We start from the raw sequence: 26094 nt of genomic DNA, 5'->3' as shown, positions 1-26094 counted from the left end.
AGCCACTATGGCCTGCCCCAGATAATTCACAGGGTATATCTGCAAAATGTCTGATAACGCGAAAGCTAAAGGCCGCAAACGTTCCATCCTGATTCCGGTGTTACTGGTTGTAACGCTGGCCGCTTGCAGCGTGGCAGGCTATGTAGTGTGGCGAACAATGAATAAAACCGACGGACATCAGGCTGCCGCGAAAGTGGAACCGCCTGCCGCCCCGGTCTTTTATGCTCTTGATACATTTACGGTTAACCTGGTCAATGCGGATAACGATCCCGATCGCGTGCTGTACGTAGGCTTTACCCTGCGTCTGCCGAATGAGGAAACGCGTCTTCGCATGAACGACTATCTGCCTGAGGTTCGTAGCCGGTTGCTGCTGCTGCTCTCACGCCAGGATTCATTGAAGCTGGCATCGGAACAGGGTAAGCAAGAACTGGTAGAACAGATCAAGCAGTCGCTGGCACCGCCGCTGGTTAAAGGTCAACCTCCGCAGGTCGTAAACGATGTACTGTTTACCGCCTTCATATTGAGGTGAGTTAATGGGCGATAGCATTCTTTCACAGGCTGAGATTGACGCGCTTCTCAATGGCGACAGTGAAAGCGCGGAAGATGATAAGAATAAGAGTATCGGCGATGACAATATTCGCCCGTACGATCCTAATACCCAGCGTCGCGTGGTGCGCGAGCGCATGCAGGCGCTGGAGATTATCAACGAGCGTTTTGCGCGTCAGTTCCGTATGGGACTGTTTAACCTGTTGCGTCGTAGTCCGGATATCAGCGTTGGGGCGATTAAAATTCAGCCGTACCATGAATTTGCCCGTAACCTGCCGGTGCCGACCAACCTGAACTTGATCCACCTGAAGCCGCTGCGCGGCACAGCGCTGTTCGTTTTCTCGCCCAGCCTGGTATTCATTGCGGTGGATAACCTTTTTGGTGGCGATGGGCGCTTCCCGACTAAAGTTGAAGGACGCGAATTTACCCATACGGAACAGCGTGTGATCCGCCGCATGCTGAAGCTGGCGCTGGAAGGCTACAGTGATGCATGGAAAGCGATCTATCCGCTGGATGTTGAATATGTACGTTCGGAGATGCAGGTAAAATTTACCAACATCACCACGTCACCGAACGACATTGTTGTTACCACGCCGTTTCAGGTGGAGATCGGCAACCTGGTAGGGGAATTTAATATCTGTATCCCCTTCAGCATGATCGAGCCGCTGCGTGAATTGCTGGTTAACCCGCCGCTGGAAAACTCGCGGCAGGAAGACAGAAACTGGCGCGATACGCTGGTGAAGCAGGTACAACATTCCGAGCTGGAGCTGATTGCAAATTTTGCCGACGTCTCTCTGCGTTTGTCGCGCATCCTGCAGCTGAAGCCCGGCGATGTACTACCGATTGAGAAACCGGATCGCATTATCGCGCATGTTGATGGCGTGCCGGTGCTAACCAGCCAGTATGGCACCCTGAATGGACAATACGCGCTGCGTGTAGAACACTTGATTAATCCGATATTGAATTCGCTGAATGAGGAACAGCCCGATGAGTGACAGCAAAAACACGTCCGATGACAGCATTTCTGCGGACGATCTGTGGGCAGAGGCAATGAGTGAACAAGCCTCGACCGACAGCGCGTCGTCATCCACCGAGAGCGTGTTCAAATCACTGGACAGCAAAGATGTCGGCGGTTCGCTGCAGGATATCGATCTGATCATGGATATTCCGGTCAAACTTACCGTTGAACTGGGCCGCACCAAAATGACGATCAAAGAACTGCTGCGCCTGGCGCAGGGTTCAGTGGTCGCGCTGGAAGGTCTTGCCGGTGAGCCGCTGGATATTCTGATTAACGGTTACCTGATTGCACAGGGTGAAGTTGTGGTCGTGAACGATAAGTATGGCGTCCGTATCACTGACATTATCACCCCGTCTGAACGCATGCGCCGTTTGAGCCGCTAATAATGAGCAACAGCACCCAGCAGGCAACGACTCAGCAAGCACCACAGCCCGCCTTTTCGACCGGCTCGGCATTAACGCAGGTCAGCAGCGTACTGGCAGGGATCGTCTTACTGATCCTCGCCTTCGCCTGGCTGGCCCGGCGTCTTGGCTTTACGCCGAAACGCCTTGGCGGCCCGCAGGCGCTGAAAATCAGCGCCAGTGTACAGGTTGGCCAGCGCGAGCGCGTGGTGATTGTCGAAGTAGAAGATGCCCGCCTGGTGCTGGGCGTGACGGCGCAGCAGATTACTCATCTGCATACGCTACCGCCTAAAGATCCCGAACAACAGGATGCGCCGCCCGCCCAGGCGGCACCTGACTTCCGTCAGATTTTACAGACGTTAGTGAAACGTCCCGGAAAACCACAATGATTCGTCGTCTGCTTCCCCTCCTGCCGCTGCTGTTGTTAACGCCGGAGGTGCATGCTCAATTGCCTGGTCTGGTTACTCAGCCGCTGCCGAATGGCGGTCAGAGCTGGTCTTTGCCAGTGCAGACGCTGGTTTTTATTACCTCGCTGACTTTTTTGCCAGCCATTTTGCTGATGATGACCAGCTTTACGCGCATCATTATCGTGTTCGGCCTGCTGCGTAACGCGCTGGGTACGCCTTCTGCGCCACCGAATCAGGTGCTACTGGGCCTGTCGCTGTTCCTGACCTTTTTTATCATGGCGCCGGTGTTCGATAAGATTTATCAGGACGCCTACCTGCCGTTCAGTCAGAACAAAATCTCGATGGAAGTAGCGATAGACAAAGGCGCACAGCCGCTGCGTGAGTTTATGCTGCGTCAGACGCGTGAAGCGGATCTCGCACTGTTTGCCCGTCTGGCAAACACCGCGCCGATCGTCGGGCCAGAAGCGGTGCCAATGCGTATTCTGCTGCCAGCTTATGTTACCAGCGAGCTGAAAACCGCCTTCCAGATTGGCTTTACGGTGTTTATTCCTTTTTTGATTATCGATTTGGTCATTGCCAGCGTATTAATGGCGCTGGGGATGATGATGGTACCGCCGGCAACGATTGCCCTGCCATTTAAGCTGATGTTATTTGTGTTGGTTGACGGCTGGCAGTTGCTGGTTGGGTCGCTGGCGCAGAGCTTTTATTCCTGATACCCGGAGCAATCATGTCCCCAGAATCGGTAATGGTCCTTGGCCACGACGCAATGAAAATCGCCCTGATGGTGGCGGCCCCGCTGCTGCTGGCTGCCCTGATCAGCGGTCTGATTATTAGCCTGTTGCAGGCGGCGACCCAGGTCAACGAGCAGACGCTCTCTTTTATCCCCAAAATTTTATCCGTAGCCGCTACCGTAGTAGTGGCGGGCCCGTGGATGCTAAACCTGTTGTTGGACTATATCCGCACGCTGTTCAGCAACCTGCCCTATATGATCGGCTAACCGACCCGCTCTTCTCCGCCCGACCTTTAAGAGATCACACCTATGTTAACGCTGGACAGCAACCAACTGATGCTCTGGGTCGGCCAGTTTTTCTGGCCGCTGGTGCGTTTGCTGGCCCTGTTCAGTACGGCGCCCATTTTCAGTGAACGCGCCGTGAGTAAAAAGGTCAAAATAGGTCTGGCGGTCATGATTACCTGGATTCTGGCACCGCAGTTGCCGCCAACTAATGTAACGCTGTTTTCGGTAGACGGTTTTTGGCTATTAATTCAGCAAATTTTGATTGGCATCGCTTTGGGTTTCACCATGCAGTTCGCTTTTGCCGCAGTTCGCATGGCGGGTGAACTCATCGGATTACAGATGGGGCTCTCATTCGCCACCTTCTTTGATCCGGGCAGTCGACTGAATATGCCCGTGCTGGCACGTTTCCTGGATATGCTGGCAATGCTGCTGTTTCTCACCTTCAACGGGCATCTGTGGTTAATCTCGCTGTTAGCGGACAGTTTTCATACATTGCCGATTGGTGGAGATCCACTTAATGCCAATGCATTCCTGGCGCTTGCTAAAGCGGGCGGGTTAATCTTTCTCAACGGTATGCGACTGGCACTACCGCTTATCATTCTGTTGCTCACGATTAACCTGGCCCTGGGTTTGTTAAATCGTGTTGCACCTCAGCTATCCGTTTTCGCTATTGGCTTTCCTATAACCTTATCGATCGGAATTTTAACAATTGGCATACTTATGCCGCTCCTCGCCCCCTTTTGTGAGCATCTGTTTAGTGAAGTGTTTGATTTACTTTCTGACATACTTTCTGAAATGCCGCAAAACTAATCTCCAACAACTCTTAAGTTGACGCTTATGAATACTTAAGCACACACAATGTTTCTGCGTACTTTTCGAACCATTTTTACCAGAATTTCACTAAGGAAAATCTGATAAATACTTTAAAGCGATGAAAATTATTCGCATTAAATTACGCATCGCGTATTTTAAAACGGACTTCGCAACGGGTTTTATGTCAGGTCAGCCTTGGGCGGAATACGCAAATGGATGTTTTCGAAAGGAAAAATTTTTCTGCGTTTTTTTCTTGTCTAAAATGGATTTTTACGGCATTGTCTCGGCTCCCGAGTTTGCCACACATTCGCGAAACAAATCATTTTAAGATTTGTCCTATCAGGATTATCTTAGTTGTGCGCGATAGTGTAAGCGTTCTCAAAAGTTGCATCAGACGCCAACCGGGGCAGTTTGTCATTTTGACAAGATGCTGTTTGCGTTCTGCTGCGCTTAGAGGCAGTCATTTATGCTGCCCTGCGCAAAATCTGCTGTAGATACAAGGACGAAAGATGACCTCGGCACTGCTCCGTTTCGGATTCAGCACAGCTGAGTAAAATTACAAGATTGTTAATAGAAATCTTTCCCGTACCGCAAACGCGTATTCATCGTTGATTTAACGGATAACAAATTGGTGAGGGTCGCTATCATGCCAACGATTATTATGGATTCATGCAGCTACACACGTCTGGGATTAATGGATTACATGGCTACAAAAGGGATTAAAAAGAAAAATATCTCATCCGTTAACGATATTGAGCAGCTACAAATTAAATGCCAACAGCTAAAACCTGGCGTTGTCTTTATTAACGAGGAATGCTTCATTCATGAAGCCGATTCTAGCGAGCGTATTCGCAATATTATTCTGCAGCATCCTGATACGTTGTTTTTAATCTTTATGGCGATTGCCAATATCCATTTTGAGGAATACCTCTACGTTCGTAAGAACCTGATTATTACATCAAAATCGGTAAAGTCCGCCACGCTGGATAAGTTATTAAGCAGCTATTTACAGAAAAAGGTTAGCGCCAACACGCGCGCCTCTGCTGGCATTGATGCGAATCCATTGACGCTCAGCCAGACCGAATCAAATATGCTTAAAATGTGGATGTCCGGGCACGATACCATTCAAATCTCTGACAAGATGCAAATTAAAGCCAAGACGGTTTCATCCCACAAAGGTAACATTAAGCGTAAAATCAAAACGCATAATAAACAGGTTATTTATCATGTAGTGCGTCTGACGGACAACGTGACGTCCGGTATCTATGTGAATGTAAGATAAGCATGATGGCCGGCTTTTGCCGGCCATCATGCTTTTGCATTTTGCGACACGCCTCTCATTTATCCCGCTAAGCCTTTTGCCCGGGTTGCCGATGCTTATGACAGCTTCGACATCGCCAACCTTACCTACAGAGAGCAAAAGGATATGAAGAACACCTCCCCTGATGAGGCCCAAGAACGGGTCAGCTTTTGGCAACATCTACGTTTGGTTCCCCTGTTTACAGCAATTTTTAGCGGTATTTTACTGCTGTTTGCCCTGTGCATTGCGCTTTCCGGCTGGTTTTTGCTGCAAAGCAATCGTTCGCTGGACGAAGCAACACAGGAAATTCAGGTTCGTATGGCTTTATCTAACAGCTCTAACCATCTCCGTACTGCCAGGCTGCTGGTGATTCACGCGGGCGCTGCGGCGCGTATTGGGGAAATGGATGAATTCCGATCTATTCTGACGGCGGTAGAAAAACGTCTTGCTCAGGCACAGCAAAACTTTGATACCTATCTGGCCCGCCCGCTCAAAAGCGAAGCCGACAGCGCGCTTGATGCGCCGCTAAAAACGGAATTTAACGCCTACCTTAATAAGGGACTACTCCCGATGGTGAATTCAGCCAAACAGGGAAGCTTTGAAGGCGTGATAGCTCAGGAAACCGACGTAACCCGCAAGCTCGACGATCAATATAATCAGGTATTACTCAAAGCTATCAATATTCGTACCGCGCGCGCCGAGGCAATTAATCAGCAGGCAGATACGCAATCACACCTTGGCTTTGTGATTATGGGCGTGGCGTTTGCCGCAGCGCTGGTGCTGACGCTGATGACCTTTATCTTTTTGCGCCGCATAGTAATTAACCCGCTACAGCAGGCGGGTGAGCGTATCGCACGCATCGCCGCAGGCGATCTTACTGCCCCGGCCCGCAGTTGGGGCCGCAGCGAAATCGGCATGCTGGGCGCGAACCTCCAGGCGATGCAGCAGGCGCTGGTGCAAACCGTGGGTGTGGTACGTGAAGGTGCCGTAGCCATTTATCAGGGTTCCGGGGAGATCTCTGCGGGTAATACCGATCTCTCCTCGCGTACCGAACAACAGGCTTCAGCTCTGGAACAGACGGCAGCCAGCATGGAACAGCTAACGGCCACGGTAAAACAGAACGCCGATAACGCCCATCATGCCAGTCAGCTCGCTGCCGATGCCTCCGGCAAAGCGCGCGAAGGTGGTGATATTGTCAGCGGCGTAATCAATACCATGAACAATATCTCCGGCAGCTCGAAGAAAATTGCTGAAATCACCAATGTTATTAACAGTATCGCTTTCCAGACTAATATTCTGGCGCTGAATGCGGCAGTTGAGGCGGCACGGGCCGGTGAGCAGGGGCGTGGATTTGCGGTGGTTGCCAGCGAAGTGCGTAATCTTGCGCAGCGCAGCGCGCAGGCCGCTAAAGAGATTGATGGCCTGATCGCCGAATCGGTGCAATTGATTGGTCAGGGCTCTACGCAGGTCAGCCATGCTGGCTCTACCATGACCGATATTGTGGAAGCGGTACGTCGCGTTACCGATATTATGGCGGAAATTGCCGCCGCGTCCGATGAGCAGAGTCGCGGTATCCAGCAAGTTAGCCAGGCCGTTACCGAGATGGATAATGTTACCCAGCAGAACGCCGCACTGGTCGAAGAGGCTTCTTCGGCTGCTGTTTCGCTGGAAGAACAGGCCGCTCGTCTGACAAAAGCCGTCGCCACCTTCCGTCTGTCACAGCAGGAAAGCAGCGCTCCGGTTAGCGTTACGCCGGCTGCGCCAACCGCCGTCAAGCTGCGTCCGGCAGTGGCTGTGGCCTCTGACGATAACTGGGAAAAGTTTTAATCGCAGCGGCGGTACTTAAGAGGGTCGCCTAAACGTAAAAAACCCACCTCTGCAGGTGGGTTTTTATCTATTCACTGTCCGCCAGAGGCTCAACGAACACGCCTTCGTCATGGTCAGTTTCATTAAAAAACCAGATACCCAGCGGATAATCTTCCAGCGCCACCAGATACATGGTGCCCTCATTAAAATCCTCCGCTGCCAGAATGGTGCCTGGACGACGCGGGCCGCCATCGGTTTTTACCGTGACGCGATCGTTTACCTTCATCTTCATGCTCTCTTGCCTGGGCTTTTACATTAATAGCGGAGCATAAACGGCGAATTAACGACGTGCAATGACCCAGACCGCATGAATAATACCCGGAATATAACCCAACAGCGTCAGTATGATGTTTAGCCAGAACGCGCCGCCAAAACCTACCTGTAAAAATACGCCCAGCGGCGGTAACAAAATAGCAATAATAATGCGCAATAAGTCCATAACGTCTCCTGTTTTCTTCATTTTTCCCGCGGTTAAGTGTAGCAGGATTGTTATTTGTTGCCTGTAAGGCTGCGTAAATGCACGCAACAGAAAATAACCCCTCAAAATTTTCGCTTTCTTAACGTTTCACCGCGAGACTTCTGACAGAGGTTCTATCTACACTGTTTTTACTGCACCAACCCCATAGGCGCAGTCAACCTAAAAGTAACAAGGATTTTGCCCGCGCAGCGCGGGCTTTTTTTTAAGTTATTTCCTGGTTATACCAACCTGCGAGCGTTCTCTCATTTCCTGCCTGCTCTTTGCCTATACTTATCTGGCCATATGTTTGCCGGAGACCATCATGAACAACCATGAACCGCGTAGCGTCAGGGGAATGACTTACCCCGCATCCTCTTCCGTGCAGGAGAGTGGCTGGCTTTGCGATAAAATGGATATCCACAGCGAATGGGATCTGGCGCAACAGCAAAATATGTCTGCAGGTTATGGCTTTGGCCCACAGATCTTGCAATCGTTTGAATTTGATATTCATGACTGCTCGGTTAGCGAAGTTAATCGTTAAGCGGCAAAAAAAATCCCGACCTCTATGAGGCCGGGATGACAGAACCGTCAATGAAATTCGTTACACCAGGTAATTCCTTAACGGCTACAGATTACGATATTTTTTCCTTAAGACAAATCTTATTTAGCCGTTAAAGGGGGTGTCAGTGGTTTATTGTCGACAAGTTAGCGCTTAGATATCGCCAGCTTATCTCTGTTTTACTCCCTTTTTTGCTACAGTCGGATGTGCCACAATTCCTTTTTTTTACAGAATTATCCGAGCAGAGAGTTCACCCGCCTTTTACGCTAATCACCCATCATAATTAACATCTGTCGTTATACTTAGGCATCAGCATTTATCGGAGCTGGCCTCCGTTATCATGAGGATTTAAGCATGCCGCATCTGCACGACCCGTTAATGATCATCACTGACCTGGATGGTTCTCTGTTAGATCATCACACCTACAGCTGGGAGCCAGCAGAACGTTGGCTAACTCTGCTAAAACAGCAGCATATTCCGCTGGTGATATGTACCAGTAAAACGGCTGCAGAGGTTATTCCGCTACAGCAAGAGCTGGGTTTTCCCGGTGCGCCTTTTATTGCTGAAAACGGCGCGCTGGTACAGAACGATAATGCGCAGGGCGAAATGGTGCGCCATCACGCTGGTAAAAACTATGACGAAATCTGTGAGTGTCTGCGTCGTCTGCAACAGCAGCACCAGTTTCGTTTCACCGGCTTTAGTGAATTTACCGAAAAAGAGCTGGTAAATATTACCGGCTTGTCCGTGGCAAACGTCGCTCTGGCGCGCATGCGTGAGGCATCGGAAGCGCTGGTGTGGCGCGATACGGATGAACAGTTTGCGCTTTTTCGGCAGCAGCTGGAGCAGGAGTCGCTGATGCTGGTACAGGGGGGACGTTTCTGGCATGTAATGCCAAAAGGCAGCGGCAAGGGCGAAGCGCTGCGCTGGCTGCTGCAAAATATGACCACGGCGGGCGGTAAACGCTTTATTACCGTCGGCCTTGGCGACGGCCCTAACGATGCGCCAATGCTGGACAGCGTTGACTATGCGGTCGTGATCAAAGGTTATAGCAAATTTCCGGTTGAACTAACGCGCCAGGATGAGCGTCACGTCTACCAAACCACGGAATATGGCCCGACTGGCTGGAGTGAAGGTCTGGACTATTTTATCGCGCAGGAATAACCCAATCGTGGCATTTTCGCCTGATTGCTTTATGGGGACTCGATATGAGTGATTTTTTCCAGAATGGCGTTATTACAAATTTTCATAATCTGACCGGTCGCTCTACTGAGTCACTGGAAAAAGAGATGGTGCAGTTTGCGCGTAAACGCAAAATGGGCTTGATTTTACCCTCCCTGTTTTCTGAACTGGAAGGACCGGCCCTTAACCATATTGTTGATGAACTGGCGAAGGTGCCCTATCTGGAGGAGATTGTTATTGGGCTTGATCGCGCCGATCGCGATCAGTTTCTGTTTGCGCGTGAATTTTTTTCCCGCCTGCCCCAGCGCCACCGTATTTTATGGAACGACGGCCCGCGTCTGAAAGCGCTGGATGCCGAGCTGGACAAAGAGGGATTGTCTCCCACCGAGCCGGGTAAAGGACGCAACGTCTGGTTCTGTACCGGCTATACGCTCGCCTCCGATCGCAGCAGCTGCGTAGCGCTGCATGATTGCGATATTGTGACCTATGAGCGCGGCATGCTGGCTCGTTTGCTCTATCCGCTGGCTAATCCGGCGTTTCAGTATGAGTTCTGCAAAGGCTTTTACGCGCGCGTGGCTAACAATAAGCTGAACGGGCGCGTGGGCCGGCTGCTGGTAGGACCGCTGCTGCGCTCGTTGCAGCAGGTTTATGGTCATTCTGAGTATCTGGAATATCTCAGCAGCTTCCGTTATCCGCTCTCCGGCGAATTCGCGATGCGTACCCATGTACTGAATAATATAAAAATTCCCGGCGACTGGGGGCTGGAGATAGGGGTGCTGTCAGAGATCTATCGGAACTATACCACCCGCCAAAGCTGTCAGGCGGAAATCGCACATAATTACGATCACAAGCATCAGCCGCTTTCAGAAGAAGATGGCACCGGCGGCCTGCGTCGTATGAGCAATGATATTGTGCAGTCGCTGCTGCGCAAGCTGGCCACAATGGGCGTAAGCCTGACCAGCGACTCTTTCCGGGTGCTGAAAGCAACCTACTATCGTAATGCGCTGGACATGATGGAAATCTACAGCCATGAAGCGACCATGAACGGACTGCATTTCGATCAGCACAGCGAAGAGGCAGCGGTGGAGATGTTTACTCAGGCGATTCTGGAGGCAGGTCAGGCCTTTATGGAGCGCCCTAACGATAAGCCTTTTATTCCCAGCTGGAGCCGTGTGCAGTCTGCCTTCCCTGATATTTTGCAGCGTATTTATCAGGCGGTCGAAGAAGATAACGAAGGTCACGTTTAACCTCAGCAGCAGAAGCGGTATAAACCGCCCTGCTCTGCCCGTTGACGCCTGCTATCGCATAGCAGGCGCTTACTCTTTAGGCGTTTCTGACGGCGGTCGGCTCTCCAGGTGCCGCAATTTTTTCCAGGCCTGACGCACGCCTTGTTGCGCCAGTTGGCTGACATAGCGTTCAAAAATTTCAGTACGTCGCCGCTGCTCGTTACGGTTGTCACGCCAGATCATGATGCCACGCAACATAGTAAAAACGATGCCAACCAGATAGCCCCATTCCTGAAGCGTTAGCTTACTGATAGAGCCTTTAACCACGCCCAACAGCAACAAGATGCCATTCATTATCAAATCCATTCCTCTTCTCCCGACGATAAAAGGATAGTGAGATAATGAACCAAAAGTACACTTGATACAAGAACAACTAGTTCACTTTGTTAACTGAATCGCTTAAGCTAAATTTTCCCATTTTGCTTCGACAACCACGCCGATAATGCGGCAATCATCATGAATTTCCTGCATTTTATACTCTGGATTTAGCGGCTTAAGATACTTACGCCCGCCATCTTCGATATAGCGTTTAAAGGTAGCTTCATTAGCATTGATTAAGCGCGCCACCACCAGTTTCCCGGAGGTGGCGGGAATATCAGGATCGACCAGAATCATCATTCCTTCCGGAATACTCAGCCCCACCGGCGAGGTCATTGAATCGCCTTTAACTTCCAGCCAGAAGCTGTTTTCGCTGACGTGACGCGTAGTGGCTGGCCAGCGATCGATTTCCGCCCGTGACCAGGGTTCTACCGCCTCGCTCCAGAGCCCGGCGCTGACCCAGCTTATCAGTGGATAGCTGTTATAGGCGGGCACCTGCGCAACCGCACGCACGTTATTATCAAGCGCCGTGGTGCCCAAGTGCAGCCACTCGCGGCTTACGTCCAGATAGTCCGCCAGCGCCTGCATTTTACCATCGCGCGGCATCGCCTCGCCGTTCAGCCATTTCCCAACGGCACGCGGCGTTACCGACAGGACACGCGCCAGAGTGACGCCGCGCCCGTGCGCTTCCAGTCCTTTACGATTACAGGCTTCAATAAGCCTTGCGGAAAAAGCGTGACGAAGAGTTTCTTCTGACATAGTTCACCTGGTTCATCAAAACGCAATATTGCGCTAAAAAAGATACATAATGAACCAAATGTACAAAAGCTCATCCCGCCAGTCAAGGCTGGCGGGAGAAGAGAAAGGATTTAGCTGGCAAGCTGGCGGGCAGAATTAACCGGGAACAGTTCTTCTTCATGAAATGCTTCGCGTCTTACGCTGTAACCGTCATACCAGCGACATTCCACCATTCCGCTGGCAATGCCGGTGACGATCATGGTTTGACCATCCTCTTTATGCTTCACTTCATCACTGACGCTGATAAACATAATGCGGCCTCCTTAGTTTGGTGAAAAAGCACCCATTATGTATAGCAGCCCCACTGAAAATTTCCTGCCGCGCCGTCCTAAAAAGCATCATGACGTACGGAAGTTGGCGAAATATCAGCAAAAAATAAAACAGGCAAGTTAACCCTGGTTTCATCTGCACCGAAGACAAAAAAAAACGGACAGCTGTCCGTTTTTAACATATTGCCGAGAAGCATTGATGATTAGATTTTGCAGCCTTCGCAATCAGCTTCATCATTCAGCTCAGTCGGCACTTCGCTGGCTTTCTTTTCAGCGTTAGCCTGCGCCTCTTCCAGCTGAGCATCAATATCAAATTCAAACATATCGTCGTTCATGGCCTGCTCCCGTTAATCAATTTCGCGCTCTTTATACCTTAAGCGCGCAGCTTCGCAATCAGATTTACCGCTAACAGCACAATCGAACCAATAATAAAGCCGATCACCAGGTTAGCGCCGTTTTCCAGCAGTACGGTAATCACACCATGAAAACCTTCGCTGAAGTGAGTGATCATATGGTGCAGCACCGGAATACCATGCACGACAATACCGCCGCCCACCAGGAACATCGCCAGGGTGCCAACCACAGAAAGCACCTTCATCAACCAGGGTGCCAGCACCAGCAGCGTTTTCCCCGCCGCCTGCGCTACCGCTGAAGATTTATCGCGTAGCCAGAAGCCAAGATCGTCCAGCTTCACGATAGCGGCCACAAGACCATACACGCCGACGGTAACCAAAATGGCGATACCGGATAAGACCAGAATCTGATTCAGCAGCGGTGCGGCGGAAACAATGCCCAGGGTGATGGCTACAATCTCTGCGGAGAGAATAAAATCAGTGCGCACCGCGCCTTTGATCTTCTTTTTCTCATAACCGGCAGGATCCTGCTCTATCAGTTTCTGCAGCCGCAGCTGTCGCGCCTCGGGCGTTTCAGCATTTTTATCATGCTGCAGGGTGTGCATCACTTTTTCCACACCTTCGTAACAGAGGTAAGCTCCGCCGATCATTAACAGCGGCGTGATTGCCCAGGGCGCAAAGGCACTGATAACCAGCGCCAACGGCACCAGGATCAGCTTATTAAGGAACGAGCCTTTCGCCACGCCCCACACCACCGGTAGTTCCCGGTTTGCGTTTATCCCGGTAACCTGCTGCGCGTTAAGGGATAAGTCGTCACCCAATACGCCAGCCGTTTTTTTCATCGCGACTTTTCCCATGATGGAAATGTCATCAAGTAAAGTAGCGATGTCATCAAGCAGTGTCAGTAAGCTAGTTCCAGCCAAGTTAGTTTCCTTTTTTACAGTTCATTATGCTGACAACAGGGACAAGCCTGTATCTCGCTGACCGCCATATCGGCAATGCCTTCACAGTCCCACTCAACGCGTAACGGTCCATTACCGGCCTGGTGGTGCAAATATTTGCTGACCGAACTTTCCGTCATGCCAGTAATCTCTTCCGTGGCGACCAGGGTTTCCCCAACATAAACGCGCGCCGTTGCGCGCGTATTAACCATGCGCTCTCCTTGCAGCTTATAGAGTCGCCGTACCGTAAGTTTAATGCTGGACATACTGTCCTCCCGGACCGGTTAGGCTAAAACAACGATCTAACCAATTATGGCCTGTTTTGGCAAACTTTGCGCCAGATCACTTTAGGCCCTGATAATGATTGCTTAAAAAATAGCGCCCGATCTAAGGCGCTGCCACTGACTGCGGAGCCTCTTAGAACGGGGTTAGCCCTTAGCGGCAATGATCACTGAAATGAGCATAATCTCTATTTGACAGGTTTGCTTACGGAACCTGATTATCAACCGGGTGCTTTCTGGCCGCTGGCTAAATAATTCAACATTACAGCACTTTATATTTTTTTAGTTTTTTTGTTTATACCGATTCTATTAATAACAAAATAAAATGGACAAGGAATTTTATGCGCAACATCAGGATTGTGACCGCCGCGAACAGTTTAATAATGCTTAATTTTATTGTTATTACTTTTTTTATCGCTTACGTCATTAATATCGGATTAAGTTCCGAATATAACTTTGAACAGTCGAAAGTCTCCAGCCAAAAATATCTGATTCTGAATGAAATCAGATATAAAATTGCCATGACGCGTGCTGATATAAATGCGCTGGATGCGGATATATGGCGTAAAGATCCATTGACGCAGCGCTACGTTGACTCCTCTAAACGCCGGATTAAAGATATCAAAACTGCGGTGAAAAAATTGGAAGCGTTCAGGCAGGATCAGGATGTGGAAGAGATTATCAAATTTACTCACGAACTGGTGAGGAGCTATAGTTCCTTGTTGCAGCAGCTTCTTGATGGCAGCAGCTTCTTGATGGCAGCAGCAGCACTACTTCCACTTCCAGTATACTGGCCGATTTAAGCGAACATGTGAATAATGTCCTACTGCAAGAGGAGGAAGAAAACAAACTGTACGCCAGCCTGGCGCGTGAATATAAAAATAAAATTGTGATTTTTTCAAGCGCCGTGTTTATTGTCATCATTATTATCTCTGTGACAACGTGGCGCTGGGTAAGAAATAACCTTCTCTATAAACTGCATCAGTCATCGCTCATATTTGCTGAGATCGGCAAGGGTAACTTGCTGATGCCTGTTCCCTGTGAAGACAAAAATGAGTTCGGGTTGCTTTTCGCCGAAATGAATAAGATGAAAAATGCTTTGATCGCTATGATCTCATCGGTGCAACGTTCTGCTGCCCATATCGAGCAAAACACAAATAATATCGCGGTCGGAAATGATGATTTGACCTCGCGCACCGAGTCACAAGCCGCCTCTTTGCAGCAAACTGCCGCCAGTATGGAAGAAATTAAGATTACCGTCTCCCAGAACGCTCAGTAAACCTCTGGCTTTAGCTTGCCCCCGGCGCTGGAAAGCCAGGCGCAGCACGATCCGGCCCAGCTGCCAGCATCAGCGGATGCATTCCCTGATGATCGATCGCGGCATTGCTGTCGCTGGCCAGGATCCACTCTTCAAGGCGACTCACCATCGCCTCATCATCCAGTTTTAGCTTTCCGCGCAGCGCGCATTCCCATACCACTAACACCTTCCACTGCTGCTGCGTTAATTGCGCAATATGGCGTCGGTCACGCTCGACATTACTGCCGATTTTCCCCATCCAGAAAGCGGTGCGGGTAGAGGGCACCTTGAAAAGATAACAGTGATGATGGTGCCAGAAGCAGCCATGCACAAAAATTATCGCTCGCGCCTCATCCAGCACAAAATCGGGCCGCCCGGCCAGATTTTTATCCTGTACACGAAACTGAAAACCGCGATCCGTCAGCAATGCGCCCAGACGTTGTTCAATAGCAGTATCACGCGTGCGGATTGCGCGCATATTCTTGCTGCGCACAGCAGCCGAATGCACATCAGCCATAATGTTCTCCTTTTTGCTTTATAAACAGTGTATGCGCCGATGGCAAAAACCAGCAAACCGCCTGCGTACTGCAATAATTTACAAGCCAGCATACATGCGAAATGGCAAGATATATTCTTCATAGCTGATTATCGGGAGCTTTCATGACTGACCTGCTTTATCGTACCGAACCTGCAGCCACACGTTGCGAAGCGCAGCTTATCGCCTGGGGAACAGATGAAAAAGGTACCTGGCTCGCGACCGACCGCACGCCATTTTATCCGCAGGGCGGCGGACAAATGTCCGATCGCGGCACGCTGACATTGGGCGGGCAATCGTATGATTCACCGTTGGCGCTGATGCGTGACGGCAGCGTGCGTCATTATATTGCGGCACTACCTGGCGCGCCGAGAGCGGGTGAATCGGTAACGCTGGCTATTGATGCTGAATTTCGCCTACTGGCTTCGCGTTCGCACAGCGCAGGTCATCTCATTTCCCACGTGGTTGAAACAATGCAGCCCGATTTAATTCCCGATAAAGGCCATCACTTTTTACCCGGCGCTTACGTTGAATTTCAGGGAGAACTGCATCAGGATGCGCAAACTTTTTTACAGCAGGCGCAGCAACAGATAAACGCAGCGCTGGCCGCCGCTTTGCCGATCGCTGTTACTGAAAGCAGCTTTAACGATATCGCCACCCTGCGTCCGGAACTGGCGGAAAAAATCCCCCAGCAGCCGCAGATCCGCATCGTAACCATTGGCAACTATCGTCCTTTTGCCTGTGGCGGCACGCACGTTCCCCATAGCGGAGCGATTGGTGAGCTGACGCTGCGTAAAATCAAGGTAAAAAACGGCGTGCGTATCAGCTATGAGCTGTTACCGGGCTAAGCCAGCAGCCGCCCGCCTGCTCCAGCGGCAGGCGCTTTAGCAGGCATCCGCGGCTTGCGTCAGCGTTTACTGACCGCTTCCGCTATCCACGGCTGCAGCAGTTTTGCTACCGCTGCGAACACCGGCACGATAACTGAATTACCAAACTGACGATAGGCTTGAGTATCCGATACCGGAATACGGAATTTCTTGCCGCCGGGCGTTTCAAAACCCATGAGGCGTGCGCACTCGCGCGGCGTCAGACGCCGTGGACGACGCTGCTGGTTCTCCGGGTTATCAAACTCTTTTTCGCCAAGCGCGCGATCCCAGCCGCGATCGATAAGAATTTCCGAGCCATCTTTGTAATAGCGTGCCGAAAGCGTACGCACCACACCCTGCGTACTGGCGGGATCGAACAGGCCAAAGCCGAAACCGTTGCCCTTCGCCTGATGTTTGCGCGCGTAGTTATAGAGATATTTCCACAGCGTCGGCGTCAGAATATATTTCTCATCTACCTGCGGCTCCAGCAGCTCTGCCAGCGTACGCCGCTGCTGCGGCCAAAAACGGGAAATATCGCGCAGGGTGAAGCCCGGCTTTAATCCCAGCTCACGGCGAAAGCCCACCAGCACGATACGTTCACGGTGCTGCGGCAGAAAATGCTGACCATCGATAATTTTCGGGTCCGGCCCCGGCGGCGCGTCGGCATCCGCTACCTCATAACCCAGCTCATCCAGCGTCTGCATAATGATGCGGAAAGTTTTGCCCTGGTCATGGCTTTTCAGGTTTTTCACATTTTCCAGCACGAAAATCGCCGGCTTTTTGGCGGCGATAATGCGCGCAACGTCGAAAAACAGCGTGCCCTGAGCCTCACAGGCAAAGCCGTGCGCACGTCCCAGAGCATTTTTCTTTGATACGCCCGCCAGCGAAAACGGCTGACAGGGAAAACCCGCCAGCAGCACGTCATGATCGGGGATCTGCTGATTGATATGCTCCCACGCCGTTTGCTCATCAACATCGGCGTGCTGGCTTAGCGTGACATCCCGAATATCCTGATTAAAGCGATGCTGCTGTTCATCGCAATACCAGTTGGCTTTATAGGTGCGCACCGCATGTTTATTCCACTCGCTGGTAAATACGCACTGCCCGCCAATGGCTTCAAAGCCGCTGCGAATGCCGCCGATACCGGCAAACAGATCGATAAAACGAAACGCGTAGTTGGGATGATGCGCAGGCGGCGCTGGCAGCATCTGCTGCAACAGAGCCACTTCTGCCGCAGTAAGCGCACGCTGGCTGCTCTTACCAGCCAGCCAGCGGCTGAGCGATTCGCGCGTCCATTCATGTTGATTTAGCTGACGCAGACAGGTCGCTACGGTTTTTCGATCGTAAACCTCCAGCACCTGCAGCAGCAACTGACTATCTTCCATCCGTTTCTGCTGTTCGTCGGCCTGCGCCTGCTGAGCCAGCTGAAGCGCTACCTGGTCAAATTCGCTCATAACTCTGCTGTTTTGGGAAAAAGTGCCGCAAGTGTATCACCTGTTTGACCCAGCGCTCCATTGATTAGCATTATTGCTTTTTAAACCCCTTCGGGGTGACAACACAGCGCCCGGCCCCTAAACTGGCCGCAATAAAACATCAGGAGAGCTGAAATGAGCGAAACTGAACGACCGCAGCTGTCATTACCCAACGGCGCTAACAAGCTTTTATTACACTCCTGCTGCGCGCCCTGCTCCGGCGAAGTGATGGAAGCGCTACACGCTTCCGGCATCGATTACACCATTTTCTTTTACAATCCCAATATTCATCCGCAGAAAGAGTATCTGCTGCGCAAAGAGGAAAATATCCGCTTTGCGGAAAAACATGGCGTGCCTTTTGTCGATGCCGATTACGACACCGATAACTGGTTTGAGCGTGCCAAAGGCATGGAATGGGAGCCGGAACGTGGTGTGCGCTGCACCATGTGCTTTGATATGCGTTTTGAACGCACCGCGCTGTATGCCTGGGAGCATGGCTTCCCGGTCATTTCCAGCTCATTGGGCATTTCCCGCTGGAAGAATATGCAGCAAATCAACGACTGCGGAGAGCGTGCGGCGGCCCCTTATCAGGGTATGACTTACTGGGACTACAACTGGCGTAAAAAAGGCGGCTCGGCGCGAATGATAGAAATCAGCAAGCGCGAACGTTTTTATCAGCAGGAATATTGCGGCTGCGTTTACTCGCTGCGCGACAGCAATTTGCATCGTAAATCGCAGGGCCGTCCATTAATCAAGCTGGGCGTGGTCTATTACGGTGATGATGAAAGCTAACGCCGCGCTATTCTCCTCAGATTTGTCTTAATACCAGCAGAACTACTAAAACTACTCCTGGCGCTGCCGCTGTCACAAAATTGACATCAGTCGCGCCAATACTCCTTTTTATTTTTATGGAAAGGATTATGTCGCTACTTTCAGTGCTTCCGCTGCGCCTGGTGCGCCCTTTACGTTTTCGTTTGCCTGAGTTTTTATTCAGCCTTAGCGCGGCATTCTGGCTTTTCTTGGGTCTGTTCTGCCTGCTTCAGTGCGCCAGCGTACTGATCCTGACCCGCTCTGTCAGCCATACCCATACTTCAGTAGAAATCGCGCAGCAGCTGCATCAACGCCAGGCGCTGCTGGAAAATGCCCGCGTTGCGCTGCTGACGGCCAGCGATAACAGCCATCGCGCTGGCATCTGGTTTATGCAGGACAAGGAGACCGGATCGGTGGATAGCTGGAAACCACTGGCAGCCAGCGCAGCAGAGGCCCTTACCCAGGCGCAGCAAGCCTTTACCCGTTACGGCGCACCGCCTGATAGCCCGCTGGCGCAAAGTTTTCATCAGCTGGCAAGCGGTCTGCAGGAGCAGTTAAAAAGCCTGAGCGATAACAGTATCGACGGTTTTTTTATGGTGCCGATGGAGGCTTTTCAGCAGCAGTTTAGCGAGGCGTGGCGCGCCACCCTGGCCCAGGCCGATCGGCAGGCCAGCGCCACCAATCAGACCACGCTGCGTTCGCTGACCGACAGCCGCAATCTGCTCTTGTTCTTTTCTCTGCTTTTGTTAGCGATGCTGGTGGTGGCGGGAGGGCTGCTGCTGCGCGGCGTTCTGCAACCGCTGACCCAGGCTACCATCGAGCTGAAGCATATTGCCACCGGTAATCTGACGCAGCCCTTATCGGAGTCGGGGCGACAATCGCATGAGATGCAACGTTTGTGGCAGGCCATGCGGCAAATGCAGCAGGGTTTGCAGCATATTGTCAGCGAGATAAACGGCATTGCCGATGCGGTTATGCAGAGCGCCGAAGGGATCGTACAGCACAGCGATACGCTGAATAACAGTAATCAGCAACAGAGCAGCGCCTTTGCCCATATCTCTGCGCGTCTGACACGTATGGCGGAGGAAGTAGAAAGCAGCAGCCGCTTTACCCAACACGCTACCCGACAGGTGCAACACACCGATACGCTGACCCAGCGCTGCGGCGAAATGGTGAGTCAGGTGGATACGCACATGCGCGATATCGTGCTGGCTTCAGGTGAAATTTCAGGCATTGTCAGTCTGCTGGAAGGGTTATCGCTCCAGACGCGGATGCTGGCGCTGAACGCCGCCATTGAATCGGCCCATGCCGGCGCGTATGGTCGCGGTTTTTCCATCGTCGCGAAAGAGATTGGCTTGCTCTCGAATCAGAGCAGTCATTCCACGCGTGAAATCGATCGGCGGATCCAACATACGCATCAGCATATCTCAACCGGATCTGAACGCGTGCAGGCGCTGGAAGCGCTCTACGATCAGATTCGTAAGGAAGTATCCGGGGTTGTGGTACTGCTGGCGGAGCTGGAACAGAATGCGACGGCACAAAGCGAGCGCGTTGGTAAGATTGCGGCGGAGATTTCAAGAATGGCGCAACAGGTAGAACAAAATGAAGCGCTGTCGCAACAAAGCGCCAGCGCCTCTCAAATTTTGATCGAACAGGCGCAGCGTCTTTCTGCCAGCGTGCGCCAGTTCAGTCTGTAGTTATTTCTTCTTTTTGCTTTTTTTCAGCAGCGTGCGAATTTGTTTCAGCTCGCTGCTGGTTAGCTGTGGCGCGTCCTCTTCTTCCTGCCCTGCCGTTTCCTGAGCATCAATTTCCTGGGTATGCTGGTTATCAATTGCCGGATGCGGCTGGGTCAATAAGCTGGCCTGTAAGCGCTGGCTCACTTCCTGGCTCAGCGACAGCTGGTTTTCCAGCGCCAGCGTTTTCAAAGTTTCTTTTAGGTTCGGATCAATTTTAATAGTTAAGCTAACCGTGTCAGTCATACCATTTCTCCTGGTTGTTTGGGTCAACGTAGCTGAACAGCCGGGAATTTAACAGACTGTCACAAAAATTTAATATTCGCCCAACGCCGGAGTGAAGTCACGCAACACGGATTCATCCAGCGAAACCAGGTCTCCCTGTAGCTCTGCGCACAGCTTGGCCATATAGGTCACCAGAAAGGCAACGTTGTGTCGGGCCAGCCGCTTGCCCTCTGCGGTTTGCATGGTATCGGGCAGCCGCAGCAGTTTCTTTTGGAAATGATCCAGAGTCCAGCTGGTGTCGTCCAGTTGCCGATCGCGCCCAAGAGGATCTTCGCTGTCAAACAGCGCCCGGCCTAATGCGCCGGAGGTATAAAATACCCGCGCCAGGCCAATCGCGCCTAATGACTCCAGCCGATCCGCATCCTGAACGATGCGCGCTTCCAGCGTTTCCGGTTTGATACCGGCGCTGAAACTGTGCGCCTGCACCGCATGTGCAACAGGGTTATGCAGCTCAACGGGGAAATCAGGAAAATCTTCATTCAGGATACGGCGGGTTTCTACTGCCGCCTTGCTGGATGCCAGATGCCGCTGCGGATGATTTTTCGGCAAATTCACCACATCGTGAAAATAACAGGCGGTCATTACCACCAGCGGATCGGCGTTAGTGCCCTGCATAATGCGCTGTGCGCTTTGCCAGACACGCCGCAGATGCGCAATATCATGAGCTTTATCGTCCTGCGGCCAGCTGGCATGCAGCCAGTTTTCAAAGCGGGATTGCCAGAGAGTCAAAGACATCATCTTCTCCTTTTTATTATAAGCAGAGGTGCAAATGGCAGGACAGTATGCGGGAACAGGAGCAGCCTGCTCCTTCTGCGGATATACCGTTCTTATATGACAGCCTGATGATGCAGGCCAGCATTGCAATTCATGTAAAGCCACTTTTTAAAATGCGATCTACATCAAGTTATAGTGCTCCCATTACAAAATAACAACACAATTGCAACAGCCATCACGTTTCATCTGGCAAAAATAAATCTTTAAATATTATAAACGTTAATGATTGAGCAATAAATCAGACAACAAGCCTACTGCATGTCCGACCAGCTTGTGCCATATTGAAGCGGTCATCGCTTAAGCCAAACTCATTCCATGAAAGAATGGCTAATTGCTTTACTGGCGGTTAAGACACTGTAAAAATATACAATAAATCAATGAGACGCGAATATCTTTCAACACACTCGGTAATGTTTCCAGACGCTATCCGGGCAAACAGACCTTTTGCAGTAAAGCGGCCCATTTCATAAGATGTTCTCATGAATAAATATTGAAATGAACGCCCCTTTTATCATCAGTAATGTTAGGATTTATCCTATTGTCTGTTCCAAACAGCATTACCGGGAAGTTAAGAAAAGAAGAACAACGAGGTAGACATGAAAGAAAGGCCAATTCTGTTCTCTGAACAACGTGTACGCGCTCTGTTGGCTGGCCAGCAAACTCAAACCCGGCGAATTATGAAGTCTCAGCCTTTCGGCCCGGGACAAGATAATCATGAAGGTTGCTACGTTGTTGATGTAACAGGTAACTACTTGCACGGCAAAAAAATGATGAGTATGGCTAACCTGAGTTATCAGTGCCCTTACGGCCAGCCGGGCGATCGGCTCTGGGTACGTGAAACCTGGCGTGGCCCGATAGTGCCAGCAGAACAGCTACAGGCGTATGAACGGTCGCCGGGCAGTTTTCGTCAGGCAAAATATTGTCAGTATCGCGCCGACAGCAGGGAACTGGGCCTGCAGCACGATCAGGAAAGCGAAACCTTTGGCTGGCAGACCGGGATCCATATGCCCCGTTGGGCCAGCCGTATCGATTTGTTGATTACCAACGTGCGTGCTGAGCGCATCCAGGATATCAGCGATGACGACGTGATGGCGGAAGGCGTGCAAACCGACTCACACTTTTTAAACCACTTTTTTACGATGAACAGCGAATCTATCGCACCGAAAGAGGCTTATCGTAAAGCGTGGGAAAAACAGTACGGCGGCACCAGCTGGGAGGTCAACCCGTGGGTTTGGGTGATTGAGTTTCGCCGTGCCTGAGCAGTCAGGCTGTGACGTTGCGCCGCTTTAGCGCGTTCAGCGGTTGCGTGAAACGTCATGCTGCGGCATGGTACGCCGTGAATAACGTTGCGCAGAGTGAATATTGCGATGATCAAATGGCCATGGAAAGAAAAGGTCTTACCGACGCCTCTTCCCTGGGAACAGGCGCTGGCGGTGCCGATCTTTGCTTCATTACATCCTGATGAAGAGCAAGCGCTGATTCAGCTGGCGCAACGCTTTTTGCATCAAAAGCGGCTCGTTCCGTTGGCCGAGCTGCAGCTGGATGCATTGCACAGCGCGCGTATCGCCCTGCTATTTTGCCTGCCAGTATTAAAGCTGGGGCTGGAGTGGCTGGATGGATTTCATGAAGTGTTAATCTATCCCGCTCCTTTTGTGTCAGAAGAGAGCTGGCAGGATGAGGATGGGCTGGTTCACAACGATCGCAGCGTACAGTCGGGACAGAGCTGGCAACAGGGACCGATTATTCTGAACTGGCTCGATATTCAGGATTCGTTCGATCTGAGCGGATTCAACCTGATTATTCATGAGGTCGCGCATAAGCTGGATGCGCGCGGCAGCGGCTTTACCAACGGCGTACCACCTATTCCGCTACGCGAAGTGGCCCCCTGGGAGCAGGATCTGCATGCGGCGATGGAATCGATTCAGGAAGAGATCGATCTGGTTGGTGAAAGCGCCGCCAGCATTGATGCCTATGCTGCTTCCGATCCCGCAGAGTGCTTTGCCGTGCTGTCGGAATATTTCTTCAGCGCGCCTGAGCTTTTGGCGCAGCGTTTTCCTGCCTTTTATCAGCGTATGACCCATTTTTACCGCCAGGACCCGCAGGCTCGTCTGCAGCCTGTAGTGGTAACCGGATAAAGCGAGGTACCGGCAAGAATTGCTTTAAAGCTAGCCAACTGAATAGTAATAGTTTTTTTGCTGTTGACAGTGCGGTAAGCTAACGGTAATATTCGCGCCACTTAACCGATTCCTCTGTAGTTCAGTCGGTAGAACGGCGGACTGTTAATCCGTATGTCACTGGTTCGAGTCCAGTCAGAGGAGCCATATTTTTGCTCAATGAGCGCTTTATCTGCTTTAACACAGAAGGCATTCGTTGAACGTTAAAAAAGCCTGACCGCATACTCTCGCCGTCAGGTTTTTTTATATCTGTGGTTTACGCTGTGGTTCGCTAAGCAGCCTCTGTGCCCCTTGATCGATGCACGCTTCTTTCCTGCCCTCTTTTCCCAAAAGCGATAGCTGCTTTCTTTTCTTAACGTGGGTTTGCTCACGCAGCATGCCGCAGACCAACGTGCCGCTCACTACGGTTAGCAACGGGGCGCAACGGGTCTGTGTTAAGATAAGGCTTTACTCTGCCGGTTTTTACTATGCAACAGCCCGATTTCCTTGTTGGTGAATGGCATGTTTCGCCATCAATAAACCAAATAAATCGTCCGGGACACAGCTTAACGCTCGAGCCACGACTGGTTGATCTGCTGCTTTACTTTGCCCAGCATCCAGATGAAGTGTTAAGCCGCGATGAGTTGATCGATAATGTCTGGAAACGTAACATCGTAACTAACCATGTGGTGACCCAAAGCATTTCTGAGCTACGTAAATGTCTCAGGCATGAAGAAGAAGAGGAAAGCCCGGAGTATATTGTCACCGTGCCCAAGCGCGGCTACCGTTTGGCCGCCTCAGTCAGCTGGTTAAGCGCTGAAAGCGGGATCGCCTCACTCAACGAGGGTGAACCCCTTCAGCCACAAAGCGTTGCATACGCCAGCGCCTCTCCTCCCGCCGTTTCGCAGCCCGAACAGCAATCTGCGCCAGCGCTTGCCTCCGGAAGCCAGGCGCGCTCACCGTATCGCATCTGGGTATGGCTGGCATTTATCCTCTCTCTGGCTTGCGGAGTCGCGTTGCTGGTGGTGGGTCCATTCTCTTCGCCAACCTCAACGCCAACCTCTGTCAGCAAAGGGATCATTAACCCGCGTGATATCGATATTCAGTTTAGCGGTCGCCCTACCTGTACCAGCTGGACGCGCCAGAGCACCTATATGATGGGCATCGCCGATCAGATTACCAATCTCTTTAATACCTACTCGACCTATATGGTGCATAACCAGACGGACTACCGCTACCGGGGCCCCACCAGCGCAGGCAAAATCTTAACCATCGAATTCGTCAACCAGCGCCATTATCGTGAACAGCAGTGCTTTATGGCGGTACGGCTGGTAGATAATGCCGATAGCTCGGTTATGCTCGATCGCCGTTATTTTATTACCCACGATAACCAACTGGCGATCCAGCACGATTTACTGAAAAGCCTTTCGCAAGCTTTACAACAGCCCTGGTCAGAAAAAACGCAGCGGAGCCTGAATATCATGTTGCCAAAACAGAGTGAGGCGCTGCAGCAATATTATGAGGCGCATAGCTTATTATTGAAAGGCGATCCTGATTCCCTGACCCGGGCCAGTGATATTCTGGACGAGCTGATTAACAGCAATCCAGATTATTTCTTTGCGCAGGCCGAAAAAGCGCTGGTGGATATTTTACGACATACCGGGCAGCCGTTTGACGATCCGCAATTAGCCCTATTACAGCAAAAAATTTCTCAGCTGGAAAAGCTGCCAGAGATTAAAGATGAAGCTATTTACTATCAGATTAATACCATCGCGCTACTGAATCACGGGAAAATAGATCTCGCGGCACAGCAAATTAACAAAAGCATTGATCTGGAGATGTCCTGGCTTAATTATGTTTTGTTGGGCAAGGTCTATGAGATGCAGGGGCAAAAGAGACTGGCCGCAGATGCTTATATTACCGCCTTCAATCTCCGTCCCGGCGATAACATTTTATACTGGATCAGGAATACTATTTTCCAGACTTCACTGGCGGAAGTTGCCCCTTACCTGAACAATTTCACCCAGGAAAAGTAAATTTCATTCAGCCGATGGATAAAATTATTCATCGGCTCCTCTCGCCATCATAAAAACCCCTTCTCAATTTAACCTAAATATAGCATTTTTTAACATTACTTAACTCAAAAAAAACAAAGCAACGCGTTGAAAAATAATGATTTTTACCTTTCCATGACCCTACTATGACTTTTCATGTTAAAAGTAAAATTTCCGTCCGTTCATATTTATATTTAATTCACTTCTTTCGTATGTATTTACCTCGGCCTGCCCTTAATCTCCTGTCAACAGTTCAGGTAAGGCAGCAACACTTATTCACCTGAGCTATTTAAAATTAATTCAGGAGA

The 26094-nt window shown here is 50.9% G+C and carries 32 protein-coding genes and 1 tRNA gene; 21 read left to right on the top strand and 12 right to left on the bottom strand.

The features are described from left to right. Positions 1 to 46: 46 nt before the first annotated feature. From fliL to ACQE3Y_RS03190, 9 genes are all read left to right on the top strand, one after another. Positions 47 to 529 carry a flagellar basal body-associated protein FliL gene (gene fliL / locus ACQE3Y_RS03230; protein ID WP_426972138.1) on the top strand — a complete coding sequence of 161 codons (483 nt, stop codon included), beginning with the start codon at positions 47 to 49 and terminating at the stop codon, positions 527 to 529. 4 nt (positions 530 to 533) lie between these two features. Then, positions 534 to 1541 carry a flagellar motor switch protein FliM gene (gene fliM, locus ACQE3Y_RS03225; protein ID WP_085071296.1) on the top strand — a complete coding sequence of 336 codons (1008 nt, stop codon included), beginning with the start codon at positions 534 to 536 and terminating at the stop codon, positions 1539 to 1541. Beyond that, positions 1534 to 1947: a flagellar motor switch protein FliN gene (gene fliN, locus ACQE3Y_RS03220; protein ID WP_085071295.1), complete on the top strand. Its 414-nt coding sequence runs from the start codon at positions 1534 to 1536 to the stop codon at positions 1945 to 1947. Before fliM ends, fliN begins: the two co-directional genes overlap by 8 nt. A gap of 2 nt (positions 1948 to 1949) precedes the next feature. Next, entirely contained in the window at positions 1950 to 2354 is a 405-nt protein-coding gene (gene fliO, locus ACQE3Y_RS03215; protein ID WP_250650225.1) for a flagellar biosynthetic protein FliO, read from the top strand. Continuing rightward, entirely contained in the window at positions 2354 to 3085 is a 732-nt protein-coding gene (gene fliP / locus ACQE3Y_RS03210) for a flagellar type III secretion system pore protein FliP (RefSeq protein WP_250652739.1), read from the top strand. The genes fliO and fliP overlap by 1 nt, the downstream gene beginning before the upstream one ends. Positions 3086 to 3099: 14 nt before the next feature. After that, the gene (fliQ, locus tag ACQE3Y_RS03205) at positions 3100 to 3369 is read left to right on the top strand and encodes a flagellar biosynthesis protein FliQ (protein WP_085071293.1); all 270 of its coding nucleotides are present in this window, start codon (positions 3100 to 3102) and stop codon (positions 3367 to 3369) included. A gap of 42 nt (positions 3370 to 3411) precedes the next feature. Next, positions 3412 to 4197, top strand: coding sequence for a flagellar biosynthetic protein FliR (gene fliR, locus ACQE3Y_RS03200; RefSeq protein ID WP_426972136.1), 786 nt, complete (start codon positions 3412 to 3414; stop codon positions 4195 to 4197). A 649-nt stretch (positions 4198 to 4846) separates the two neighbouring features. Beyond that, entirely contained in the window at positions 4847 to 5482 is a 636-nt protein-coding gene (gene rcsA, locus ACQE3Y_RS03195; protein ID WP_085071290.1) for a transcriptional regulator RcsA, read from the top strand. 144 nt (positions 5483 to 5626) lie between these two features. Further along, positions 5627 to 7327 carry a methyl-accepting chemotaxis protein gene (locus ACQE3Y_RS03190; protein WP_426980853.1) on the top strand — a complete coding sequence of 567 codons (1701 nt, stop codon included), beginning with the start codon at positions 5627 to 5629 and terminating at the stop codon, positions 7325 to 7327. A gap of 67 nt (positions 7328 to 7394) precedes the next feature. Here the strand turns inward: ACQE3Y_RS03190 and dsrB are convergent, their stop codons facing one another. Next, positions 7395 to 7592: a protein DsrB gene (dsrB, locus tag ACQE3Y_RS03185; RefSeq protein ID WP_085071288.1), complete on the bottom strand. Its 198-nt coding sequence runs from the start codon at positions 7590 to 7592 to the stop codon at positions 7395 to 7397. Positions 7593 to 7646: 54 nt separating this feature from the next. Beyond that, positions 7647 to 7805, bottom strand: a complete 159-nt coding sequence (locus tag ACQE3Y_RS03180) for a YqaE/Pmp3 family membrane protein (RefSeq protein WP_085071287.1) — start codon at positions 7803 to 7805, stop codon at positions 7647 to 7649. A gap of 340 nt (positions 7806 to 8145) precedes the next feature. Between ACQE3Y_RS03180 and ACQE3Y_RS03175 the strand changes: the two genes are divergently transcribed. The 3 genes from ACQE3Y_RS03175 to ACQE3Y_RS03165 all read left to right on the top strand — a co-directional run bounded on the left by ACQE3Y_RS03175 (position 8146) and on the right by ACQE3Y_RS03165 (position 10808). Next, positions 8146 to 8364, top strand: coding sequence for a hypothetical protein (locus ACQE3Y_RS03175; RefSeq protein ID WP_426972132.1), 219 nt, complete (start codon positions 8146 to 8148; stop codon positions 8362 to 8364). A gap of 372 nt (positions 8365 to 8736) precedes the next feature. Beyond that, entirely contained in the window at positions 8737 to 9543 is an 807-nt protein-coding gene (locus ACQE3Y_RS03170; RefSeq protein ID WP_426980852.1) for a mannosyl-3-phosphoglycerate phosphatase-related protein, read from the top strand. A gap of 44 nt (positions 9544 to 9587) precedes the next feature. Next, a complete protein-coding gene (locus ACQE3Y_RS03165) occupies positions 9588 to 10808 on the top strand; it encodes a glycosyl transferase (protein ID WP_085071284.1) in 1221 nt (406 codons plus the stop codon). A gap of 69 nt (positions 10809 to 10877) precedes the next feature. Here the strand turns inward: ACQE3Y_RS03165 and ACQE3Y_RS03160 are convergent, their stop codons facing one another. The 6 genes from ACQE3Y_RS03160 to ACQE3Y_RS03135 all read right to left on the bottom strand — a co-directional run bounded on the left by ACQE3Y_RS03160 (position 10878) and on the right by ACQE3Y_RS03135 (position 13792). After that, positions 10878 to 11153, bottom strand: a complete 276-nt coding sequence (locus ACQE3Y_RS03160; protein ID WP_250650228.1) for a hypothetical protein — start codon at positions 11151 to 11153, stop codon at positions 10878 to 10880. Between the two features lie 93 nt (positions 11154 to 11246). Beyond that, the gene (locus ACQE3Y_RS03155; RefSeq protein ID WP_426972129.1) at positions 11247 to 11924 is read right to left on the bottom strand and encodes a LexA family protein; all 678 of its coding nucleotides are present in this window, start codon (positions 11922 to 11924) and stop codon (positions 11247 to 11249) included. Between the two features lie 110 nt (positions 11925 to 12034). Beyond that, positions 12035 to 12214 carry a YodC family protein gene (locus ACQE3Y_RS03150; protein ID WP_250650230.1) on the bottom strand — a complete coding sequence of 60 codons (180 nt, stop codon included), beginning with the start codon at positions 12212 to 12214 and terminating at the stop codon, positions 12035 to 12037. Between the two features lie 221 nt (positions 12215 to 12435). Beyond that, positions 12436 to 12567, bottom strand: a complete 132-nt coding sequence (locus tag ACQE3Y_RS03145) for a hypothetical protein (RefSeq protein ID WP_276308276.1) — start codon at positions 12565 to 12567, stop codon at positions 12436 to 12438. 38 nt (positions 12568 to 12605) lie between these two features. Next, positions 12606 to 13508, bottom strand: a complete 903-nt coding sequence (locus ACQE3Y_RS03140; RefSeq protein WP_426972127.1) for a DUF808 family protein — start codon at positions 13506 to 13508, stop codon at positions 12606 to 12608. Between the two features lie 14 nt (positions 13509 to 13522). Beyond that, the gene (locus ACQE3Y_RS03135; protein ID WP_085071279.1) at positions 13523 to 13792 is read right to left on the bottom strand and encodes a hypothetical protein; all 270 of its coding nucleotides are present in this window, start codon (positions 13790 to 13792) and stop codon (positions 13523 to 13525) included. Positions 13793 to 14148: 356 nt separating this feature from the next. On the opposite strand from ACQE3Y_RS03135, the gene ACQE3Y_RS03130 reads away from it, so the two are divergent. Continuing rightward, complete coding sequence (locus tag ACQE3Y_RS03130) at positions 14149 to 14610, top strand: hypothetical protein (protein ID WP_426980851.1); 462 nt, start codon at positions 14149 to 14151, stop codon at positions 14608 to 14610. An 8-nt stretch (positions 14611 to 14618) separates the two neighbouring features. Beyond that, positions 14619 to 15086 carry a hypothetical protein gene (locus tag ACQE3Y_RS03125; protein WP_426980849.1) on the top strand — a complete coding sequence of 156 codons (468 nt, stop codon included), beginning with the start codon at positions 14619 to 14621 and terminating at the stop codon, positions 15084 to 15086. Between the two features lie 10 nt (positions 15087 to 15096). On the opposite strand, the gene ACQE3Y_RS03120 is transcribed toward ACQE3Y_RS03125, so the two are convergent. Beyond that, positions 15097 to 15621 carry a very short patch repair endonuclease gene (locus tag ACQE3Y_RS03120; protein WP_426972125.1) on the bottom strand — a complete coding sequence of 175 codons (525 nt, stop codon included), beginning with the start codon at positions 15619 to 15621 and terminating at the stop codon, positions 15097 to 15099. 143 nt (positions 15622 to 15764) lie between these two features. Between ACQE3Y_RS03120 and ACQE3Y_RS03115 the strand changes: the two genes are divergently transcribed. Continuing rightward, positions 15765 to 16487, top strand: coding sequence for a hypothetical protein (locus ACQE3Y_RS03115; RefSeq protein ID WP_426972124.1), 723 nt, complete (start codon positions 15765 to 15767; stop codon positions 16485 to 16487). A gap of 59 nt (positions 16488 to 16546) precedes the next feature. Here the strand turns inward: ACQE3Y_RS03115 and ACQE3Y_RS03110 are convergent, their stop codons facing one another. After that, positions 16547 to 17959: a DNA cytosine methyltransferase gene (locus ACQE3Y_RS03110; RefSeq protein WP_426980847.1), complete on the bottom strand. Its 1413-nt coding sequence runs from the start codon at positions 17957 to 17959 to the stop codon at positions 16547 to 16549. Positions 17960 to 18112: 153 nt separating this feature from the next. On the opposite strand from ACQE3Y_RS03110, the gene ACQE3Y_RS03105 reads away from it, so the two are divergent. Further along, a complete protein-coding gene (locus ACQE3Y_RS03105) occupies positions 18113 to 18769 on the top strand; it encodes an epoxyqueuosine reductase QueH (RefSeq protein ID WP_426972122.1) in 657 nt (218 codons plus the stop codon). 128 nt (positions 18770 to 18897) lie between these two features. After that, positions 18898 to 20484: a methyl-accepting chemotaxis protein gene (locus ACQE3Y_RS03100; protein WP_426972121.1), complete on the top strand. Its 1587-nt coding sequence runs from the start codon at positions 18898 to 18900 to the stop codon at positions 20482 to 20484. Here the strand turns inward: ACQE3Y_RS03100 and ACQE3Y_RS03095 are convergent, their stop codons facing one another. After that, entirely contained in the window at positions 20485 to 20766 is a 282-nt protein-coding gene (locus ACQE3Y_RS03095) for a hypothetical protein (protein ID WP_426972120.1), read from the bottom strand. A 69-nt stretch (positions 20767 to 20835) separates the two neighbouring features. Then, positions 20836 to 21540 (bottom strand): phosphohydrolase, encoded by a 705-nt coding sequence (locus ACQE3Y_RS03090; RefSeq protein ID WP_426980846.1) that lies wholly within the window; start codon positions 21538 to 21540, stop codon positions 20836 to 20838. 635 nt (positions 21541 to 22175) lie between these two features. On the opposite strand from ACQE3Y_RS03090, the gene ACQE3Y_RS03085 reads away from it, so the two are divergent. The 4 genes from ACQE3Y_RS03085 to cadC all read left to right on the top strand — a co-directional run bounded on the left by ACQE3Y_RS03085 (position 22176) and on the right by cadC (position 25768). Next, positions 22176 to 22838: a hypothetical protein gene (locus ACQE3Y_RS03085; RefSeq protein ID WP_250650238.1), complete on the top strand. Its 663-nt coding sequence runs from the start codon at positions 22176 to 22178 to the stop codon at positions 22836 to 22838. Between the two features lie 108 nt (positions 22839 to 22946). Next, positions 22947 to 23714: a DgsA anti-repressor MtfA gene (gene mtfA / locus ACQE3Y_RS03080; protein WP_426972118.1), complete on the top strand. Its 768-nt coding sequence runs from the start codon at positions 22947 to 22949 to the stop codon at positions 23712 to 23714. A gap of 110 nt (positions 23715 to 23824) precedes the next feature. Continuing rightward, positions 23825 to 23900: transfer RNA gene (locus ACQE3Y_RS03075), tRNA-Asn, on the top strand. 320 nt (positions 23901 to 24220) lie between these two features. Further along, complete coding sequence (cadC, locus tag ACQE3Y_RS03070; protein ID WP_426980845.1) at positions 24221 to 25768, top strand: lysine decarboxylation/transport transcriptional activator CadC; 1548 nt, start codon at positions 24221 to 24223, stop codon at positions 25766 to 25768. Positions 25769 to 26094 lie beyond the last annotated feature (326 nt).

It is taken from the genome of Pantoea sp. FN0305, from assembly GCF_050113845.1.
Taxonomy (GTDB): Bacteria; Pseudomonadota; Gammaproteobacteria; order Enterobacterales; family Enterobacteriaceae; genus Mixta; species Mixta alhagi.
The sequence above is the reverse complement of the archived record's forward strand: the minus strand, read 5'-3'. Positions and strand labels throughout refer to the sequence as shown.

What these genes read in the sequence shown, in the direction of transcription:
- fliL (WP_426972138.1), top strand. Translation starts at nt 47, where the DNA reads ATGTCTGATAACGCGAAAGCTAAAGGCCGCAAACGTTCCATCCTGATT.
- fliM (WP_085071296.1), top strand. Translation starts at nt 534, where the DNA reads ATGGGCGATAGCATTCTTTCACAGGCTGAGATTGACGCGCTTCTCAAT.
- fliN (WP_085071295.1), top strand. Translation starts at nt 1,534, where the DNA reads ATGAGTGACAGCAAAAACACGTCCGATGACAGCATTTCTGCGGACGAT.
- fliO (WP_250650225.1), top strand. Translation starts at nt 1,950, where the DNA reads ATGAGCAACAGCACCCAGCAGGCAACGACTCAGCAAGCACCACAGCCC.
- fliQ (WP_085071293.1), top strand. Translation starts at nt 3,100, where the DNA reads ATGTCCCCAGAATCGGTAATGGTCCTTGGCCACGACGCAATGAAAATC.
- fliR (WP_426972136.1), top strand. Translation starts at nt 3,412, where the DNA reads ATGTTAACGCTGGACAGCAACCAACTGATGCTCTGGGTCGGCCAGTTT.
- rcsA (WP_085071290.1), top strand. Translation starts at nt 4,847, where the DNA reads ATGCCAACGATTATTATGGATTCATGCAGCTACACACGTCTGGGATTA.
- ACQE3Y_RS03190 (WP_426980853.1), top strand. Translation starts at nt 5,627, where the DNA reads ATGAAGAACACCTCCCCTGATGAGGCCCAAGAACGGGTCAGCTTTTGG.
- dsrB (WP_085071288.1), bottom strand. Translation starts at nt 7,592, where the DNA reads ATGAAGGTAAACGATCGCGTCACGGTAAAAACCGATGGCGGCCCGCGT.
- ACQE3Y_RS03180 (WP_085071287.1), bottom strand. Translation starts at nt 7,805, where the DNA reads ATGGACTTATTGCGCATTATTATTGCTATTTTGTTACCGCCGCTGGGC.
- ACQE3Y_RS03175 (WP_426972132.1), top strand. Translation starts at nt 8,146, where the DNA reads ATGAACAACCATGAACCGCGTAGCGTCAGGGGAATGACTTACCCCGCA.
- ACQE3Y_RS03170 (WP_426980852.1), top strand. Translation starts at nt 8,737, where the DNA reads ATGCCGCATCTGCACGACCCGTTAATGATCATCACTGACCTGGATGGT.
- ACQE3Y_RS03165 (WP_085071284.1), top strand. Translation starts at nt 9,588, where the DNA reads ATGAGTGATTTTTTCCAGAATGGCGTTATTACAAATTTTCATAATCTG.
- ACQE3Y_RS03160 (WP_250650228.1), bottom strand. Translation starts at nt 11,153, where the DNA reads ATGGATTTGATAATGAATGGCATCTTGTTGCTGTTGGGCGTGGTTAAA.
- ACQE3Y_RS03155 (WP_426972129.1), bottom strand. Translation starts at nt 11,924, where the DNA reads ATGTCAGAAGAAACTCTTCGTCACGCTTTTTCCGCAAGGCTTATTGAA.
- ACQE3Y_RS03150 (WP_250650230.1), bottom strand. Translation starts at nt 12,214, where the DNA reads ATGTTTATCAGCGTCAGTGATGAAGTGAAGCATAAAGAGGATGGTCAA.
- ACQE3Y_RS03145 (WP_276308276.1), bottom strand. Translation starts at nt 12,567, where the DNA reads ATGAACGACGATATGTTTGAATTTGATATTGATGCTCAGCTGGAAGAG.
- ACQE3Y_RS03135 (WP_085071279.1), bottom strand. Translation starts at nt 13,792, where the DNA reads ATGTCCAGCATTAAACTTACGGTACGGCGACTCTATAAGCTGCAAGGA.
- ACQE3Y_RS03130 (WP_426980851.1), top strand. Translation starts at nt 14,149, where the DNA reads ATGCGCAACATCAGGATTGTGACCGCCGCGAACAGTTTAATAATGCTT.
- ACQE3Y_RS03120 (WP_426972125.1), bottom strand. Translation starts at nt 15,621, where the DNA reads ATGGCTGATGTGCATTCGGCTGCTGTGCGCAGCAAGAATATGCGCGCA.
- ACQE3Y_RS03115 (WP_426972124.1), top strand. Translation starts at nt 15,765, where the DNA reads ATGACTGACCTGCTTTATCGTACCGAACCTGCAGCCACACGTTGCGAA.
- ACQE3Y_RS03110 (WP_426980847.1), bottom strand. Translation starts at nt 17,959, where the DNA reads ATGAGCGAATTTGACCAGGTAGCGCTTCAGCTGGCTCAGCAGGCGCAG.
- ACQE3Y_RS03105 (WP_426972122.1), top strand. Translation starts at nt 18,113, where the DNA reads ATGAGCGAAACTGAACGACCGCAGCTGTCATTACCCAACGGCGCTAAC.
- ACQE3Y_RS03100 (WP_426972121.1), top strand. Translation starts at nt 18,898, where the DNA reads ATGTCGCTACTTTCAGTGCTTCCGCTGCGCCTGGTGCGCCCTTTACGT.
- ACQE3Y_RS03095 (WP_426972120.1), bottom strand. Translation starts at nt 20,766, where the DNA reads ATGACTGACACGGTTAGCTTAACTATTAAAATTGATCCGAACCTAAAA.
- ACQE3Y_RS03090 (WP_426980846.1), bottom strand. Translation starts at nt 21,540, where the DNA reads ATGTCTTTGACTCTCTGGCAATCCCGCTTTGAAAACTGGCTGCATGCC.
- ACQE3Y_RS03085 (WP_250650238.1), top strand. Translation starts at nt 22,176, where the DNA reads ATGAAAGAAAGGCCAATTCTGTTCTCTGAACAACGTGTACGCGCTCTG.
- mtfA (WP_426972118.1), top strand. Translation starts at nt 22,947, where the DNA reads ATGATCAAATGGCCATGGAAAGAAAAGGTCTTACCGACGCCTCTTCCC.
- cadC (WP_426980845.1), top strand. Translation starts at nt 24,221, where the DNA reads ATGCAACAGCCCGATTTCCTTGTTGGTGAATGGCATGTTTCGCCATCA.